The following is a 17739-nucleotide window of genomic DNA, read 5'->3' on the forward strand; positions in this document are numbered from 1 at the left end:
AATGCGCCTCGCTTGAAAGAAGACAGTCCCGATGATCGATGCAGTAGACCTTTTCTGTGGTGCCGGTGGCCTAACCGCTGGCATGCTCAATGCCGGTATCTCAGTAAGGGCCGGTTACGACATTGAGACCCAGTGCGAATATGCTTACCGGGAGAACAATGGAGCCGCATTTATAGCCGGCGATGTCAAGGACGTTACAGCCGAGGAATTGCTGGCCTGGTACCGTCCGGAGCGCTATCGGTTGCTAGCTGGCTGCGCGCCTTGCCAGCCGTTCTCCACTTACAATCAGGGGCGTGATACCCGCACTGATCGAAAATGGCCGTTGCTCTACCATTTCGCTAGATTGATCGAAGAAACTGAGCCTCATCTTGTCACGATGGAAAATGTGCCTGATGTGACTAAGCACCAGGTCTATCGGGATTTTGTGAAAAGCATTGAGGATAAGGGTTACGAAATCTGGGACGGGCGAGTTTCTTGCGTGGATTATGGGCTGCCACAGAAGCGGCGGCGGCACGTTTTGCTGGCATCAAAGCTGGGCTTCCCAATCAGCCTTATTCCACCTACTCACAAGGACGCGCCTGTCACGGTTGATAGTGTCATCGGGCACTTGCCGCATATTGCCGCAGGGCAATGTGATCCTAACGATCCTCTTCATCGTTCTGCCACGCTTTCGCCGCTCAACTTGAAACGCATCATTCATTCAAGGCCAGGTGGAACTTGGAAGGACTGGCCAAAAGAGTTGGTCGCGGAGTGCCATCGTAAAGAGAGCGGCAAGACTTACGCTAATGTTTACGGCCGCATGCGTGCGGATGAGCCAAGCCCAACAATGACAACACTCTGCTTCGGTTTCGGTAATGGCCGTTTTGGCCATCCAGAACAGGCGAGGGCGCTATCATTGCGAGAGGCGGCAATTCTGCAGTCCTTTCCTGATGATTACGTTTTCATGGCGCCGGACCAGATTACTTTCAAGGCAGTAGGCCGCATGATCGGTAACGCTGTGCCTGTGCGATTGGGAGAGGTGATCGGTGAAAGCCTGATGAGCCACGTTAGGGAGTATGAGCTTCAGCGAGTTGCATGCCGAACTCAACTCTGAGGCGCGCCTCCAAGGTATCTAGGGCCCTCGTTTCGCACTCCCAAACAACTAATACTTTCCAGCCCAACTCTTGGAGTTGGGCTTCCTTTCGTTCATCGCGATTCATATTAGCCTCGAATTTTGAAAGCCAGAACTCTTGGCGTGTTTTGGGGGGGGTAGTGTATTCGCAGTTGGTATGCCGGTGCCAAAAGCAGCCATGTACAAAAATAGCAGTACGATATTTTGATAGCACTCTGTCTGGCGATCCTGGTAAGTCTCTTCTGTGGAGACGGAACCGCAATCCCAGTGCGTGCAGCCTTGATCGAACGATCAACTCAGGCTTGGTATTTTGTCTCCCGACGCGCCTCATGATGGCGGATCGGGAGAGTGAAACACTAGTTTCTTTAAATATTTTCAATGATCTCCCTAATGCGTCCGACCTTTTGTGATGCTTGTAAATAGTCCTCGTAAGCTGAATTGGCTTGCACAACTAGGTCTTTATATGTGGTGATACGGCCGCTCATGTTGCGAAGCCTTCCTCGATGTATCTCATGCAAAATTGGGGCTTTATCAACGATGAAAACCACATCAATTGATGGGGATTGACCCTGGATTGGTGAGGAGTCCGGATTCCTCTCAAAATAATCACTTAACGCCATTACATATTTTTCGCCCTGATCTAGTAAAGAGCTAGCCGAGACAGTCAAGCCGGGCTTCTTTAGCTCAATGACTATATATCTACCTGCGGTGGTCCTGTAACCAATGTCGAGCCTTGCGCCTTCGGTTGTGTCGGGGCAGGCTGCGCGGAGATGAGCAGTTAATCTAAGCTCCCAATCAGTTGCGCTCTCTTTGTATTCCCATTTTGAGTCAACGAGCCATAGATGGTTATATATGTGCTCCTGTACCACTACTTCACGTACTTTATTCTGCTGATCATCATCAAGCTTCTTTATTACCGCTAATCGCTGAGAAATAATATCTCTATGGAGCGAGGCTTCCAAATCCTCGACTGTAATCATTATTTCTCGAAACTCGGATACATTTCGCTCTACGTCAATATTAGCGATAGCGTCTAGGTTGTCCTGAAGTCTAAGTTTTTCAAAGGCTAAGACTTGTGCTTTAACCACTTCTCGTCTTTGGGTTTTCTGATATTCTTCTGTGCCATTGAAGCGTATGGTGTTAATTTTATTTATAAGCTGTTGAGCTTTTGACTTATGCCTCTTCGAAAGAGTGTCAAGCCACTCTTGGAGCTTTGGAAATTCTGCAACCATCTGGGCGCCACCAATCTCGCGTCGCCATGTGTCCCAATTGCCAGCAATATCACTTAGGCGTGATTTAATGTAGCCTATAAAATCTTGATAGCGTGGATCATCTTCTTGAACTCCTTGACGGCTACTTACCGCTATATCAGGACGATCATTCAAGTCAAGATCATTGACTTCTAGCTCGCCAACTAGATAGCTGTTAAAAACCTTTGAGTCATCAATACGTTTCTGTAAGTCTTCTTCGAATAGGCGTCCATTAGCTAAAAGTGTAATGGTGTTGTTGTTATCACCATCCTTCTTGAGCTGTTCGGGCTTAACTACACTGCCGATAAAGCCATCTACCGACATGCCGCCAGATGTCTTGCCCTCAAAGTGCCAATGGTATTTTTCTTTTAGGTTTCTACAAGCAGCTCTGGTTATTGCCGCTTTCTTTTCGTCGCCAAAGGTCCAAAGAAATTGAATGTCTGGATAGAACTCCCGATCTGCTAGTCCAATGGAAGTGTTGTTGACCTGTACGTTGAAGTTGTTAGTTGCACCTATAACACTGAACCGACGTGCAATTCTACGCCGCAAAAATGATTCGGTCCTATTTACTCTTTGTTGAAGATTGATAAGTTTGATTATTGTGCCGCTTGCTGGGATTTCATATTTGGAAAAATCCGAAACTCTCGTTGGTATATATTCTTTCTTGTCCTTAATCTTCTCTTTGAGATCTTCAACTGAGAAAATTAACCCATACGGGTTTGAGCCGGATTTCTTGGTGATAACGACAATATTTTTTGCTAGGGAGAACATGGCGAGCTTGCCAATTCCTTTCCTTCCCATGCACTGTCTACCACTGGGTGTTTGAGTTTCACCATAATCCCTCCTGGGGTAGCCCACAGTTAGGAATTTCGTCTTAAGATCAACATAGTCCATCCCGATGCCGTCATCGGTGATGGTAATCGTATTCAAACTGCTATCAATGACCACATCAACATTGTTGGCGTCCGCGTCCCATGCGTTCGCAACAATTTCCGTAAGAACTGCAGGCGTGTTACTGTATAGGTTAATGCCGAGATGATTTAAAACGTTCAAGTCAAGCTCTAACTTTAGCGGATGTTCTTCGTTGTCGTTTTCGTTGCTCATGGATCTTCATTCCCTTGTAAGATTTTTTATGCCGCTATTTCATGCCGCTAAAGGTGCTAAAAATTTTAAATTGGTGGTTCGCTTTTTTAGTTCCTTTTGAGGAGGTGAATATAGATTCTCTAAAACTTTGATTCGGTGAGCATTATGTTTTTTATGTGAAAGTAAGCTGTACGGCCACTTAGCCAGCAGTCGCTCAAAATTTAAATTTTCGCAAGATAACGTGAATGTCATCATGGTTTTGGGTAAGCCAGGGGTAAGAGAGTCGCTTTCAATAGTGCCTCCTACTACGAAAATTGAGGCGTCTTTCTGAAAGGCATAGAAAGTTCTCCTCCATACCGGGAGATTTATGCCTGGCAGTTCCAACCCTCCCCAGAGCTCCTCCATCAATAGAATCCTTCCGTTCGTGATGGAGCGGATAATGCCAGCCTTTTGGCATCAGCGACAACTGCCTGCCAACCTGCGCGTAGGGATTGAAATTGCACGGCATTTCTTTTGCCCAAAGAGTCCTTGGATCGTGATATGCGTGTTCACCCTAGCTTTTCTGGAAAAGCAGTTGCGGGTGTCATCAATCACCTCTAGTGAGTTCTCTGAGCGCTGTGCGTGGCCGATAGACCGAGGGGAAGGGGCAGAATAGGGTGAAACAGCCCGCGAGAGCGGGCTACTTCGGGGATTACGCGTCCAGTAATTCCTCTAGGGAGATGTTACGGGCGACCGCTGCCAAATCGGAGCGCTCAAGTCTCGAATGGAAGGGACCGAAGCGGGGCACCTCAAGCCCAGACAACGCATCACCCATTCCGCCTTTTTGATAGCTGACGGCAAGTATTCGTGCGCCTACAGCGAGCAGTTGCTCGGTCGCCGCGTTCCACTCCTCATCCAATGCAAACCCAACCGCGCTCAATGCTGCTGTCTTGGCTTCATCTCCATGTTGGCGTGCATTCGTGATTTGGATTTCGAGGGTATCAAGCTCGACTTGCAGAGCACCGAGAATCAGGTCTTGCCTTCTGACCTGCTCGTCCGTCGTTGTCAATTGCTTAGCCGCCTTTTGCATTTCGCTGCTTGCTGATTTTTCCCCTTCGGCATCGCCGCTTGCGAGGCTTTTAGCGTAGGACGTTGCCGCGTCACGCTCGGCCTGTTGCGCTTTTTCCAGGGCTTGATCGGCTTCCGATTGAATAGTCTGAAACCGCTCACTCAGGTGCGCTTTTTTTCGTTCAAGCGCTTCGATTTCAACGGTTACATCGGTCATTGCTTGAATAGCGTCAGCTTTGATCTGATCAATTTTTTCCAAGCGCTCCAGGTGTTGGATCTTCCGATCAATTGTTGCGAGTTCGCCTGGAATTGCATGTATGCGGGCTTTGACGCTTGATGATTTTTCCATAGCCTCGCGGCTCTCAGGGCTTCCAATTACGTTGCCATTAGCACTGTATCCGCTTGGTGCATTGCGCCACTCGGCCTCCAGTTGCGGCAGGCTTTCTTCCAGGGTTTCCAGTTCTTGAATCAAGGCGACTTGTTGCTGTTTTAGCTGGTTCATGATGGGATCCTAAAGGCGAAAGGTTGATTGGTTTTTTTCGCTGGCGGGCCAGGCCAAGGTGAGCCTGCATTCCTCATGGCATGGCCGTTGTTAGGCCGCCTGGGCGCCGTGATCACCTTGTTCTGGCACTGCGACAACTACATAGCAGCGCTGCAAGCCCAGCCCCGGTAGTCGCACTGCGGTCGAAGCTTTGCCATCCCTTCCTGGCTCTAAAACGCCTCGTCGCAGGAGCTCTTTGTTAACCGCACTCAGGTTCATGCCTCGGAAGATTTCGGAGCGCCACGCTTCGGGCAACACGTAGTAGGTGTTGGTGGTGTGCAGGGCGTCGCCCATGCCATGTTCCATCGTCTTGCGAAAGCCCAACCGATCAATCGTGCGTGGGCCGTGTTCATCGATCTTGGCGGCGGCAGATTCCCAACGGGTAAAGCGGCTTTCTCCAAATCGCTCGATGACTTGGCGTAGCCGGGCCAAGATCGCGTCACCCTCGAAGTTACCGGCGCCGCCGCGTTCGGCCAGCCACGCATGCAGGCACACACGTGCGGCGGTCGTGGCCGTACCGTCCGGCCAGCCGGTGACGCCGAAGGCGGTAGCCAACTCTCCGGCTGCTGCCGCGAGGCCGAAGCGAAGCGCGGCGCGCTGGGCTTGTCCGCTGGCCGAGGCGGGCAGGTTTTGGGTGATGAACTGCTCCACCGTATGGCGAACGATCACCGACCACCTGAGCATTTCGCCAGGCGCACACAGTGCGTGCAGGAAGGCAGCAAGGGGCGTGCCGTAGTATTTGGCTACACGCGCCTTGAGCGCATCGGAGAGGGCGGCAGCGTCCTCAAAACCGTTCAGCACATCGAACATGCCGAGACCTTTACTCGCATCCGCAGGTACTGCGAGCATGCGCACCTCCATACCCGCTTTCAGCTCCTTGTTGGCATCCGCCATGTGCTGCGCCAACGTCTTCTCGCCGGTCGAGAGAAACAGCAAGCGCCATTCCTGCACCTGTCGGCCCGCTTGTCCTCGGTCATTCGCCCGGGCTTTGCCGGTGCCATTGCCGAGCATGTACACCGTTTCGCCAATGATGCGCGGGTCACACATACCGATTTCATCAAGCACCAGGAGGCCGTCTGAGTGTGCGGCGGCAATGGACTCCAGGGCGTTATCCGTGGAGCGCCACGAACGCACCAGACGCGGCCCGCCATAGACCGAGGCAGCGACCTGCAAGTGGGTGGTCTTGCCGCCGGAGCTGTCGCCGTAGAGGTGGAAGCCGCCCGACTCATGCCCAAGCAGGTTCAGCAGAGGCCCCGCAAAGGCCACAGAGACGACAAACGCCAATCGGTGGTTGCCAACGCACAACGCGCCGATTTGCTGCTGCCATTGCTCCAGAGATCCTGCCTCGCTGATCGGTGGCAACTGGGCACCGGCTTCATAAAAATGCAGGTGTTCGGCGTGTGAGCCGATCTGTTGTTCGGGCAATAGAAACGCGTTGTCGTGCCAGCCCAAACGCGTTACCAAGCGTGCGCGCTGGGCGCTGTCGAAGCCGCCGAGATAGCTTTGCAGGTCATTGCGGGCATTGCGCCCTGATCGACTTCCGGCAAGGCGCAGGCCCATGTCTACCAGTGGACCAAGTACGTCCTTACCGAAGTCGCCGGTCATGGTTCGGGCCGGAATGTTCCAGCGTTTTTTGGCGCCGTCCGGGTCATCAAACTCGACCAACAAACCCCAGTTGTGGCCCTTGTCGTCGCGAGTGCGAGCGATGATTTCGAGAGGCGAACACACGGGGCGCGCCTCACCATCATCGCCGGAATAAAACACCCCTTCAGGCGTCAGCCGAAAGCCGCCCGGCAACAGATCATTTTTCGATTTCGCAGGGCGTTTGGCGGGGACCTTGGTCTTTGGTTCTTGAGGCTCAGTGGGCTCAGCAACACTGCCGAAAAACTCGCCGTTGTGCACCAGCTCGGCGACGTGGCCAGCGGTCCAGCCTTTGGCTAACGCATCCGCTGCATCGTCTCCGTCCGCCCATTTTCCACCCTTGATGAGCGTCGGTTTGCCGCCTTTGCTGCTTGGCTTGAGCTTGAACACGTCGAGCGAGATTCGTTGCATTGAAGCGGCGCCCAGCTCAGTCAGCTTGAGCTCGATGGAGTCCATGCAGGTCTTGCCGCTGGCATCGTTATCCGGCCACAGCACCACAGCGCGCCCTTTGAGGGGCGTCAGATCGGCCTTGTGCCAGGAGTTCGAGCCGTTCGGCCAGCAGGTGGCTACGTGGTTGGGCATCAGTTCAGCGGCGGCGTCAGCAGCCTTTTCGCCTTCACATAACACCACTGGCGCATCGGCCCGCTGTGCCAGTTCATGCAGGCGCAGCAATGGCCGAGGCTCCGGCAACCCTTGCCAGCGCCATTGTGTGGTTTGCCCATCGGAGCGCTTGCACCAGGTCAACGGCGCAAAGACCTTTCGCGGCTTGCCGTCTTCATCTGGGTCCAGGTCGAAGCGATACAGCGCCATGACCGGCTGGCCCTGGGCATCACGATAGATCCACACCTTGGACGGAACACCGTGTTGCCGGTGTTTGGCAGGGCACTTGTTCATGGCCTCGGCCGGGATCGGTTGAATCGCAATCCACTCCGGCGTTGCGCTCTTGGCTGGTGTGCTTTTGGTGGTTGCAGATCCTGCGGAAACGCTGAGCAGATCTGCCAGTTTTTTACAGGCATCAACGTCCGTGCCGCCGTCGATGTAACGCACCAGGTCGATCAGGTCGCCGCCCTTATCGCCGGTGGCAAAATCCGCCCAGGTGCCTTTGCTCAAATTGATCTTGAGCGAGCCAGCGCGCTTGTCTGAACGCGTCGGATTAGGTGCGGTGTATTCCTTGCCTCCATCAACGCGTTTGCCGTTCGGCAGCCAGTGAGCAAGCACACGGTCGATGTTCTTCAGTGCGGCACTTTTTACGTCGGCAAAGCTCGGACGTTTTGAGGTGTTGCCGGTGCGCTGATTCATGGTGCGGTCCTCGACTCAAGCAGCGCCTCGTTCACGTCGTCGATCAGCGCCTTGGCCATCTCGCCGAGGTAGAACGCAGGCCAGCTAAAACGCTCGCCCGCATCGCTGATGGCGGCATCGAGGATCAGTTGATTGGCGTGGTGCAGAATCTGGGAGACGGCTTCAAGTGCGTCCTCCAGCGGGATACCGGCATTTACCCGAAACAGGTTTTGGCCGTTACCGTTGGCAGGGGAAAACTCGGAGCGTCCACGCGTGCTGGAGTGGGTCATAGCGCACCGCCTTTCTGGTCCATCGGCACAGAAGAGGCATCACCGTACATGGTGAGTGTTTTGATCAAACCCAAGGTGCCGCGAACGTCCCAAATAACAGACGACAGCACGCGGTTGGATAGCAGGGGTTTATCGCCGTCCAAGTGATCTTCCAACAGCATGAGAACTGAATCGGCACGGTCGAGCGCACAGGTGATGGCGTCGATAGGCAGACCGGCTTCGGCGTCTTGGCTGACGCAGAGCAGATCCTCGGGTAGTGCAAAGCCTGGGAGCATGCTCATTGGGCACCCCCTGCGGCTTCCAGGGCGCGAGCCTTGGACATATGGGCGTTGTAACGGGAAAGGCGTGTAGCGAGGCTGGAGTTGGCGTGTAAAGCCGCGAGAGCCATTGCTCGATGAGCGGCTGCGCGAATTTTGGACGGATTGAGGGCGTGCATGTGGTGTAGCTCCTTTTCTGTGTAGGAGCTGCCACTGATCGTCGCCAAACGAATTAGGGTGGCAGCTGTGCGCAGGTTGGCGAACCGGGGAAAAGGAACCCGGCAGACCCGAAGGTCTCCCACGCACAGCCACCATAAAATAGGAATGCGGGCACAAAAAAAGCGCCTGCAATCGGTATGGGGGCGCCTGTGCGCCTTTTCTATCCGGGTCGCCAAACCCGGTCGCTGAATTTGCAGCGACAGCCAGAGAGTAACGCCCGGTTTTTGAAAGTGCAACTGTGCGGATCACTTGCGGATTTTTTCGATGCGGCATAAATTGATCAGGCATGTAGATTTACCTCAACGCCTCCGGTTGCCGCCGGGGGCGTTTTCATTTCAGGCATGGATTTCCCAGCTCAGGGAAACAAAGGGCAAGAAGTCGCTATCGAGGCAAGCGCGTGCATCCTCGTAGGCGTATATCTGTTGGCCTTCGTCGACGATGATTGCTTGCGGGGCTTGGCAAGGAACTGACAATACGCACCAGATGCCGTCTGCCCAGCGCATCACCAAAACGTCCCGGCTCAGGCGTTTTTGCTCTGTACGGTAGCGTTCGAAGCGTTGCATCCACCGAGGGGTAAATCCGACTGTTCTGAGTACAGAAAAGGGCTGCAAGATGGCCCTATTGGCGACACGATTTTTCATGCCGCCACCCTGTCTCGAGCTGCGATTCGTGCACGCGTCCAATCTAAAACTTCAGCCAGTACCCATGCGACGGGAGCGCTACGGGCGCTACTACCGCTTAGTTTTACTGGAAGTGGGAAGCCGCTATCCGCTTGCTGCATAAGTTTGTAAATCGTTGGACGTGCTAACCCGACTATGCCCATTACTTCCGGCATACGGATCAAAATCGCTGAAGGATCTGCAGCAGGATGACTGGTTCGCTTGGCGCTCAGATTGCTCGTTTCGTAAGAGCGGATTTCGGTGGGATTTGCGTACTTGCGGGTGTGGTCTTTCATGGATAACCCCTGGTTATGGATACAGGGGTATCTATCTATACATTTATCTAGACGAAGAAAACCACTTTTCCCCTAGACCGATCAATGTGTAGTCAATATGGGGGCAACGCAGGGTGAACGCGGCGGTTTAGTAATTGCGCAGCTAGCACTGGTCGATCAGGTGGCAGGCGTCAGCGACCTGTCCACGGCAGAGATCATAGAGCGGTTGCGCTGAGAGAGATTTGAGCAGGCCGCTGCTTCGCGCCGAATGCAGTACGGTTTGGCGATCAGTCATTGCCAAGTGTCTCAGGCGCGGTGTAACCGAAAGTCCCACGCCCTGCGCTTGAAGGGCGGAGCCAGCGAAGGTCGCTTGGTAGGCTCGGGCGAAAAACGCCTGCCCGCAGCACCTGAGCGCTGACTTTTGCGTTACACGTTGGGGTAGCGTTACATCGGATGTACGCTATGTCGCTCAACTGTGTAACGGGCGTGAAAGCCAATGAATCCGGGCACTTGGCGAATGGCGTTACACGAGTAACACGCGTTACACCGGATTTAGAGGGGGGCATGGTAAGTGCTCTCACACTGCCTTCCCAAATTGACCCTGCACTACATTCCCGGCTTCTAGGGAATCGAGATGATCGGCGTACCACTGCATCATCTGTGTGCGTTGCTCAAGGTACTGAGCCTTGTTGTAAATCCCTCGAACGCCTTGTGCCTTGTGGCTGAGTTGGGCCTCGATATGGTCAGCTGGATATCCGTGCTCGTTGAGGATCGTGCTGGCGATGTGGCGGAAGCCATGGCCGGTCTGGCGGCCCTCGTAACCAAGGCGTCTGAGTGCCATTAGGAATACGGTATCGCTGCGGGGTTTAGTGCGGTCGCTTCTACCTGGAAACAGGAGTGGGTAAGCGCCGGTTATTTGCCGAAGCTCTACTAGTGCTTCCACTGCTTGAGTGCATAGTGGCACCAGGTGCTCACGACCTTTCTTGCGACCCTTGCGCTCGACTGGAACGGTCCACAGCCTCTTGTCGAAATCGAACTCTACCCAATGTGCTTCTCGGAGTTCGCTGGGGCGTACAGCCATCAGGGTCAACAGCCTTAGGCCAAGCTGAACATCTTTGGCGTGGGGATAGGAGCGTATCGCTCGGAGTAACCCTGGAAGCTCATCGGGGGAGACGTGTGCGTAGTTCTCTGCCTTTCCCGAGGACAGAAATTTATGCACACCCTCCAAAGGATTGTTGACGGCTCTGCCCGTCACGCGAGCCAGGTCATAAATATCTTTGCAGTAAGCCCTCACACGGCTCATCTGTTCCAGAATCCCCTGACGTTCAAGACCTCTCAATAGCTCCATCCACTCCATTGACATGATTGAGGTGTAGGGACGTTTACCGAGCGAGGGGAATACATGGCGTTCGAGTGCGCCAAGTATCCTTTTGGCCGTACCAGCATCCCAGCCGCTCAGGCGAGACGTGTGCCACTCCCTTGCCATTGCTTCAAAGGTGTCGTTGGCCGCATCGATCTCGGCGGCTTGGCGAGCTTTCTTGGAGGTGATCGGGTTCTTACCTTCCGATGCGTCTGCGCGTAGATCAGCTGCTTTCTGTCGAGCGAAAGCGCCGCCCACTTCTGGGTAGCCACCAAGACCAAGCCATGACCATTTTCCGTCCGGCTTCTTGTAGCGTAACTCCCAGGACTTTTGGCCGTTTGGCTTGACCCTGAAATACAGCCCTGGGCTGTCTAGTTCGCGGTATGCCCCGGCCTCAGGCTCCAGGCTGGAAAGTGTAGTGTCAGCGAGAGGGCGCCGCTTGATGTCGGTGCGTTTCATCCTTGTATGCCTTCAGTTCAATTATTTATGAATCATACACGTGGGCATACACGGTGGGGAAGGATAGGGGTAGATAGAGGTGGACAGCCAGAAACAAGAAAGCCCGCACGAGGCGGGCTTCTTGAGGTGATTCATAGACTGCTGTAGACATCTATGGATCGGTACTTGGTGGCTACACAGGGACTTGAACCCCGGACCCCAGCATTATGAATGCTATGCTCTAACCAACTGAGCTATGTAGCCAAGTGGCGCGCATTATTCGCGGAGAACGACAAAGCGTCAAGCGTTTTTATTGAATTTTTATCTACGCTTTCAACTGTTTAACGAAAAGCCCCGGCTGGGCCGACGGGTGGCGGGGGATTTGCAGGTCTCCCGCAGTTGATCGGCGTTGACGGTCAGGACGTGCGGGGCATGCAGTCGATGGAGCGGTCGACCACGGTTTTGGCCATTTCCAGCAGGTGCCACACGGCGTGGATTTTGGCGCGGTCGTGGGGGGGCAGGTGGTCGCCGCAGTCCAGCACGGTGGCCGAGGCGCTGTGGATCAGGTGGGCGATGTAGAGCTGGGCGTCTTCGAAGCTGAGGTGTTCGTTGACGGCGAGGCAGTCGATGGGCGGATCGGGGAGTGCTTTGGTCATGGTGTAACTCCTATTGAACGAGAGAGCGACCCCCCACGCTGCTAAACGAGGGGTGGTAGCTGTACGCGGGTTAGCAGACCGGTCAATAGGAAAACCAGCGCACCCGAAGGTGCCCCACGCACAGCCACCATAAGCGGTGACATGAACCGTGCGTCTATTGAAACGGGCTGCTAAACCCGATCACTGATTCCAGTGACGGATCGAAGACTAGCCAGCGGTTTCCACAGGCACAAGGCGCCGGGGATTGTCTAGGAAACGTCCTTCAAATTAAAGCGATCCACCCTGCTGGCCTTTTACAAAGCATGACCGCAACCTCGTTAGCTCCCTAACGGGATAGCCTTGCTGCGTGTAAAAGTGGCACATTGTCGCACCTGCACCTGTGCATTCCCCCGCTGTACGGAACCCTCTTATGGCTCTTGGCAATTCCCCCGCCGCCGGGCAAACCAGCCCGCTGGTCATGCGGATCATCGGCGCGGTGGCGCTGGCGCATTTGATCAATGACTTGATCCAGTCAGTGCTGCCCTCGATCTATCCGATGCTCAAGGCCAGCTATGGCCTGACGTTCACCCAGGTCGGGCTGATTACCCTGACGTTCCAGCTCACCGCTTCGCTGTTGCAGCCGTGGGTGGGTTATTACACCGATCGGCATCCCCAGCCGTTTCTGTTGCCGTGCGGGATGGTCTGCACCCTGGTGGGGATTGTGATGATGTCCCAGGTCGGCAGCTTCCCGCTGATTTTGCTGGCGGCGGCGTTGATCGGGATCGGTTCGTCGACCTTTCACCCGGAGGCGTCCCGCGTGGCGCGGCTGGCGTCGGGCGGGCGCTATGGCCTGGCACAGTCGACGTTCCAGGTCGGCGGCAACGCGGGCTCGGCGTTCGGCCCGTTGCTGGCGGCGGCGATCATCATTCCGTTCGGCCAGGGCAATGTGGCCTGGTTCGGTCTGTTCGCGGTCTTTGCGCTGGTGCTGCTGTATGCGATCAGCCGTTGGTATCGCACGCACTTGAGCCTGTTCAAGCTCAAGGCCGGTCAGGCGGCGACCCATGGGCTGTCGAAGCAACGCGTGATGGCGGCGCTGGTGGTGCTGGGGCTGCTGGTGTTTTCCAAGTACTTCTACATGGCGAGCATCACCAGTTACTTCACGTTTTACCTGATCGAGAAGTTCGACCTGTCGGTGGCCAGTTCGCAGTTGCACCTGTTCCTGTTCCTCGGCGCGGTGGCGGCGGGGACGTTCTTTGGCGGGCCGATTGGCGACCGGATCGGGCGTAAGGCGGTGATCTGGTTTTCGATCCTTGGCGCGGCGCCGTTCACGTTGTTGATGCCCCATGTGGACCTGTTCTGGACCAGCGTGCTCAGCGTGATCATCGGCTTCGTGCTGGCCTCGGCGTTCTCGGCGATTGTGGTGTACGCGCAGGAGTTGGTGCCGGGCAATGTGGGAATGATCGCCGGGGTGTTCTTCGGGCTGATGTTCGGTTTTGGCGGGATCGGTGCGGCGCTGCTGGGGCACCTGGCGGATAGTCGCGGCATCGAGTACGTGTACCGGCTATGCGCGTTCTTGCCGCTGTTCGGGCTGCTGGCGATCTTGCTGCCGCGCACGAAAAAGGTCTGATACGGTTGGGCAGATATCCCTCTCGCCCAACGGTTGCCAGCTAGGCTGGGCTACGGTTGCAACGGGGTGCGCGTGGCGCGCTTAAGGTGTTCGCGCGCCCGTGACAGGCGTGAGCGCACGGTGCCGATGGGGATGTCCAGTGCATCGGCGGTGTCTTGATAGCTGCCGTCGGTTTCCAGCGAGGCGTACAGCGTTTTACGCATCTCGGTGGGCAGGTCCTTGATGGCGACCAGGGTTTTTTCCAGGCGGCGGTTGACCTCGAATTCCCAATCCAGATTCTGGCTGTCTTCCTGGCCGTGCCACAGCGCTTCATCGAATTCGCAATGTACCGGTTTGGCGTACATGCGCCGGAAGTGGTTGCGGATCAGGTTCTGCGCAATGCCGCACATCCAGGTGCTAAGGGTTGCCTGGCCACTGAAACGCTCTCTGTTGCGCCAGGCCTCCAGGTACGTCAACTGCAGAATATCGTCCGCATCTTCCGGGTTGAGCACGCGCTTGTGTATGAAACGCCGGAGCTTCTTTTGCTGGTCGTCCGTCAGGTGGAGCATGAATTGAGGCGAGCCGCCAACAAGGTGAGCTAAAGCACCAATAGGGATATCCATGATTTTTTCCTCAGGGTGGACGCGATCGAAATGGTTTCGACGGGAACCCCTTTTGCACCGGCTGTGCCAACCAGAAAAAAATCACAAGACGTTGATTTATATAAATAAATATTTTTTATTCAGAGAATTCTGTGCGGTTTTTTGCAAAAGCCCAGGCGGGTTTGTGCCGGTAATTTCAAAATACCGCAGAGGGGAAATTTGTTGGAACCGTAAAGCCTGCGTTTGCCACATAGGGACACAAACTCTACGTCCTGGCCCGCCCCATGAAAGTCGAATCGCTCAACGATGTGCAACAGCTCCAACGCGTGGACCCACCCCGCGTCAGCCCTGACAAAACAGCGGCCACGGCGACAGGTTTCGATGACATTGCGCAGGTTTTCAATCAAGAGGTCGCGCTCAATAATCAGGCGCTGAGCCGGCGCTCGATGGGCCTGACGGTACCTGCCGTCGAGCAGCTCGTGCGGCTCTATGATCAGCTCGGCCATCCGGCCCAGGAGCCCCTCGCGTCAATGGCGCGCCGGGTGCGTTCGCAACTGGCGCACAACGTCAGCACGGACAAGTGGCTGGCGCTGACCGGCGGCGACTCGGCCCGCGCGTTCGTGGTGCTCAAGTATGTGGCAGCGCAAGCCGAGGCACACGCCACCGAGGTGGCCTTGGCGCAAGAGGCGATCGATCGGTTGCAGGTGCGCTACAGGGGCGAGATCCAGGCCGGCCTGAACATTGCCTCCGCGCTGGAGCAGGCCGCCGGCGACCCGCAAGAGCGCCAGGCCGTGCGAGGGCTGTATTACGCCAGTGTGGTCACGCGCCAATCCTTGGCAACGATGATGCAATCGTTGTTGGGCCTGTTCGGCGGTGACCGCTTCGCTGACGGCCTCAAAGTGATGCGCCGCGCCCTGGCCGATGACATCGCCGCGCATTCGCCCTCGGTGCCCACGGCGCGTTTGCGCACGTTGCTGCTGGGGCTGCAAAGCTGCGCTCAGTTGGGCGGGGTGTTAGCCAATTGCCAGGCATTGCTGGAGCGCCTGAGCACCGATGAGGATTCGGTGAGTCTGTTGCAGCGCCTGTTGGGATATACCTCCACGGGTGTCGATTCGGGCGAGGTCTTGCGCCTGGCCGAAGACCTCGGTGGCGAGCTGGCGAGCGGCCAACTGGTGTCCCTCAACGGCCTGTACCCGGTGATCCAGCGCCTGCCTCAGACCTTGTGGCGTGACAGCCGCGGGCGCCAGGAGGCCTTGCACAAATTCTTGTTGGTGATGGACGAGTTCACACGAGTGGAGCGGGGCAACACCCACATTGCCAGCGAATTGAGGGGCAGCGCATGAAGGTGCTGGCGACCATCAACGCTGTGCTGCTCAAGGTGGCGCGGCGTGCCGAAGTATTGGGCGCGGTGGTGGTCATGGCCATTGTGTTCATCTTCATCGTGCCGTTGCCGACCTGGCTGGTGGATATTCTGATTGCGCTGAATATCTGTATTTCCTGCCTGTTGATCGTGCTGGCGCTGTATTTGCCCGGGCCGTTGGCGTTCTCTTCCTTCCCCTCGATTTTGCTGCTGACCACCATGTTTCGTCTGGCGCTGTCGATTGCCACCACGCGTTTGATCCTGTTGGAGCAGGACGCGGGCGACATCGTGGAAGCGTTCGGCAACTTCGTGGTGGGCGGTAACCTGGCGGTGGGGCTGGTGATTTTCATGATCCTGACGCTCGTCAACTTCCTGGTGATTACCAAGGGCTCGGAGCGGGTGGCCGAAGTGGCGGCGCGCTTCAGTCTCGATGCGATGCCGGGCAAGCAGATGTCCATCGACAGCGACCTGCGTGCCGGTTTGATCGACGGCGGCCAGGCGCGTGACAAGCGTGAGCAGTTGGGTCGCGAGAGCCAGTTGTTCGGCGCAATGGACGGCGCGATGAAGTTCGTTAAAGGCGATGCGATTGCCGGGCTGGTCATTGTGGTGATCAACCTGTTGGGCGGTTTTTCCACCGGGATGTTCCAGCACGGCATGAGCGCTGGCGACTCGATGGCGTTGTATTCGGTGCTGACCATCGGTGACGGCCTGATTGCGCAAATTCCCGCGCTGCTGATCTCGCTGACCGCCGGCATGATCATCACCCGTGCGGCGCCGGATGGGCGCAAGGGTGCCAATAACATGGGCGCGGAAATTGCCCGGCAGATGACCAGCGAACCCAAGAGCTGGATGATCGCGTCGGTGGGCATGCTGGCTTTTGCCGCCTTGCCTGGCATGCCTACGTTGGTATTCATCCTCATTTCGATGATGACGGGCAGCCTCGGTTATTACCTGGCGCGTCAACGCCAGCGCGAGGAAGAGCCGCAAGCGGAAGCCACCGATGTGGTTCGCCCTGAAGACAACGGCGAGGAAGATTTGCGCGGGTTCGATCCGTCGCGTCCCTACCTGTTGCAGTTTTCACCGGTTCTGCAAGGCTCCCCCGAGGTCACGGAACTCATCCACGGGATTCGCCAGGCGCGCAATGCGATGGTCGCCAACATTGGCCTGACGCTGCCGCCGTTCGAAGTCGAACTCGATGCTTCGCTGGCCGACGATGAGATGCGTTTTTGCGTCCACGAAGTGCCGATGATCAAGGCGTCGGTGGTCATGCTGGTGGCGGTGGAACGCAAGGCGCTGGCAGACGAGCCGGCCCACGCGGTGCAGGGGTTGGCCGAGCGCGACGAGCAGGACTGGCTGTGGCTGCCGCCCGACGATCCGCTGCTGGATGACCCGCAGTTGGAACGCTTCAGCGCGACCAGCCTGATCATCGACCGCATGAAGCAGGCCATGATGCTCAGCGGCCCGCAGTTTCTTGGGATTCAGGAGAGCAAGGCGATCCTCGGCTGGCTTGAGCACAACCAGCCGGAGCTGGTGCAGGAGCTGCAGCGGATCATGCCGCTGTCGCGCTTCTCGGCGGTGCTGCAGCGCCTCGCGGGTGAAGGTGTGCCGTTGCGTGCCGTGCGCCTGATCGTCGAGTCGTTGATCGAGTACGGCCAGCATGAACGTGAGCCGGACGCCTTGGCGGACTACGCGCGCATTGCGCTTAAATCGCAGATTTTCCACCAGTACAGCGAGGCGGACGGCCTGCATGCCTGGCTGTTGTCGCCGCAGACCGAAAACGTGCTGCGCGAGGCGCTGCGCCAGACCCAGACCGGGGTGTTCTTCGCCCTCGATAGCGACAGCGGCGCTTCGTTGGTCAACCTGCTTAACCAAGCGTTTTCCGTGCGGCCCAAAAGCAAGAGTGTGATGTTGGTGGCCCAGGACCTGCGCAGCCCCTTGCGCACGTTACTGATTGAAGAGTTCAGCCATGTGCCGGTGCTGTCGTTTGCTGAGCTGGGGAGCGCCTCCAAGGTCAAGGTGCTGGGGCGCTTTGACCTTGGCCAGGAAGAGCTGATGCGAGGAGCGGCGGCATGAGCGCAACCTATATA

16 protein-coding genes and 1 tRNA gene are annotated in these 17739 nt (G+C 56.3%); 4 read left to right on the plus strand and 13 right to left on the minus strand.

The annotated features are described in order from the left end of the window. Positions 1-31: 31 nt before the first annotated feature. On the plus strand, positions 32-1093 hold the full coding sequence (locus J2Y83_RS02990; protein ID WP_253393277.1) for a DNA cytosine methyltransferase: 1062 nt from the start codon (positions 32-34) through the stop codon (positions 1091-1093). On the opposite strand, the gene J2Y83_RS02995 is transcribed toward J2Y83_RS02990, so the two are convergent. The 12 genes from J2Y83_RS02995 to J2Y83_RS03050 form a co-directional block, all read right to left on the minus strand. Continuing rightward, a complete protein-coding gene (locus J2Y83_RS02995; RefSeq protein WP_437181027.1) occupies positions 1047-1562 on the minus strand; it encodes a very short patch repair endonuclease in 516 nt (171 codons plus the stop codon). The two genes, J2Y83_RS02990 and J2Y83_RS02995, sit on opposite strands and share 47 nt — an antisense overlap. Then, positions 1477-3465: a BbrUII/HgiDII family restriction enzyme gene (locus J2Y83_RS03000; RefSeq protein ID WP_253393278.1), complete on the minus strand. Its 1989-nt coding sequence runs from the start codon at positions 3463-3465 to the stop codon at positions 1477-1479. Before J2Y83_RS03000 ends, J2Y83_RS02995 begins: the two co-directional genes overlap by 86 nt. A gap of 39 nt (positions 3466-3504) precedes the next feature. After that, complete coding sequence (locus tag J2Y83_RS03005; protein ID WP_253393279.1) at positions 3505-3849, minus strand: hypothetical protein; 345 nt, start codon at positions 3847-3849, stop codon at positions 3505-3507. Between the two features lie 286 nt (positions 3850-4135). Then, positions 4136-4993 carry a hypothetical protein gene (locus J2Y83_RS03010; RefSeq protein ID WP_253393280.1) on the minus strand — a complete coding sequence of 286 codons (858 nt, stop codon included), beginning with the start codon at positions 4991-4993 and terminating at the stop codon, positions 4136-4138. Between the two features lie 90 nt (positions 4994-5083). Continuing rightward, positions 5084-7972, minus strand: a complete 2889-nt coding sequence (locus J2Y83_RS03015) for a DUF927 domain-containing protein (RefSeq protein WP_253393281.1) — start codon at positions 7970-7972, stop codon at positions 5084-5086. Continuing rightward, positions 7969-8241, minus strand: a complete 273-nt coding sequence (locus J2Y83_RS03020) for a DUF3077 domain-containing protein (protein WP_017478646.1) — start codon at positions 8239-8241, stop codon at positions 7969-7971. Before J2Y83_RS03020 ends, J2Y83_RS03015 begins: the two co-directional genes overlap by 4 nt. Beyond that, positions 8238-8522 (minus strand): hypothetical protein, encoded by a 285-nt coding sequence (locus J2Y83_RS03025; RefSeq protein ID WP_253393282.1) that lies wholly within the window; start codon positions 8520-8522, stop codon positions 8238-8240. The genes J2Y83_RS03020 and J2Y83_RS03025 overlap by 4 nt, the downstream gene beginning before the upstream one ends. Positions 8523-9052: 530 nt before the next feature. After that, positions 9053-9358, minus strand: a complete 306-nt coding sequence (locus tag J2Y83_RS03030; protein WP_253393283.1) for a hypothetical protein — start codon at positions 9356-9358, stop codon at positions 9053-9055. Next, a complete protein-coding gene (locus tag J2Y83_RS03035; RefSeq protein ID WP_253393284.1) occupies positions 9355-9672 on the minus strand; it encodes a helix-turn-helix transcriptional regulator in 318 nt (105 codons plus the stop codon). Before J2Y83_RS03035 ends, J2Y83_RS03030 begins: the two co-directional genes overlap by 4 nt. A gap of 556 nt (positions 9673-10228) precedes the next feature. After that, complete coding sequence (locus J2Y83_RS03040) at positions 10229-11470, minus strand: tyrosine-type recombinase/integrase (RefSeq protein WP_253393285.1); 1242 nt, start codon at positions 11468-11470, stop codon at positions 10229-10231. Positions 11471-11636: 166 nt separating this feature from the next. Continuing rightward, positions 11637-11713 (minus strand) — tRNA-Met (locus J2Y83_RS03045). Positions 11714-11865: 152 nt separating this feature from the next. Beyond that, positions 11866-12105, minus strand: coding sequence for a hypothetical protein (locus J2Y83_RS03050; RefSeq protein WP_247405696.1), 240 nt, complete (start codon positions 12103-12105; stop codon positions 11866-11868). Between the two features lie 409 nt (positions 12106-12514). On the opposite strand from J2Y83_RS03050, the gene J2Y83_RS03055 reads away from it, so the two are divergent. Then, positions 12515-13711: an MFS transporter gene (locus J2Y83_RS03055; protein WP_253393286.1), complete on the plus strand. Its 1197-nt coding sequence runs from the start codon at positions 12515-12517 to the stop codon at positions 13709-13711. Positions 13712-13761: 50 nt separating this feature from the next. Here the strand turns inward: J2Y83_RS03055 and J2Y83_RS03060 are convergent, their stop codons facing one another. Further along, positions 13762-14313 carry an RNA polymerase sigma factor gene (locus J2Y83_RS03060; RefSeq protein ID WP_253393287.1) on the minus strand — a complete coding sequence of 184 codons (552 nt, stop codon included), beginning with the start codon at positions 14311-14313 and terminating at the stop codon, positions 13762-13764. 263 nt (positions 14314-14576) lie between these two features. Between J2Y83_RS03060 and J2Y83_RS03065 the strand changes: the two genes are divergently transcribed. Both J2Y83_RS03065 and sctV read left to right on the plus strand, forming a co-directional pair. Further along, positions 14577-15635 carry a TyeA family type III secretion system gatekeeper subunit gene (locus J2Y83_RS03065; protein ID WP_253393288.1) on the plus strand — a complete coding sequence of 353 codons (1059 nt, stop codon included), beginning with the start codon at positions 14577-14579 and terminating at the stop codon, positions 15633-15635. After that, positions 15632-17725 carry a type III secretion system export apparatus subunit SctV gene (gene sctV, locus J2Y83_RS03070; RefSeq protein WP_253393289.1) on the plus strand — a complete coding sequence of 698 codons (2094 nt, stop codon included), beginning with the start codon at positions 15632-15634 and terminating at the stop codon, positions 17723-17725. The genes J2Y83_RS03065 and sctV overlap by 4 nt, the downstream gene beginning before the upstream one ends. Positions 17726-17739 lie beyond the last annotated feature (14 nt).

The organism is Pseudomonas marginalis (genome assembly GCF_024169655.1).
In the GTDB taxonomy this organism is placed as follows: domain Bacteria; phylum Pseudomonadota; class Gammaproteobacteria; order Pseudomonadales; family Pseudomonadaceae; genus Aquipseudomonas; species Aquipseudomonas paraveronii.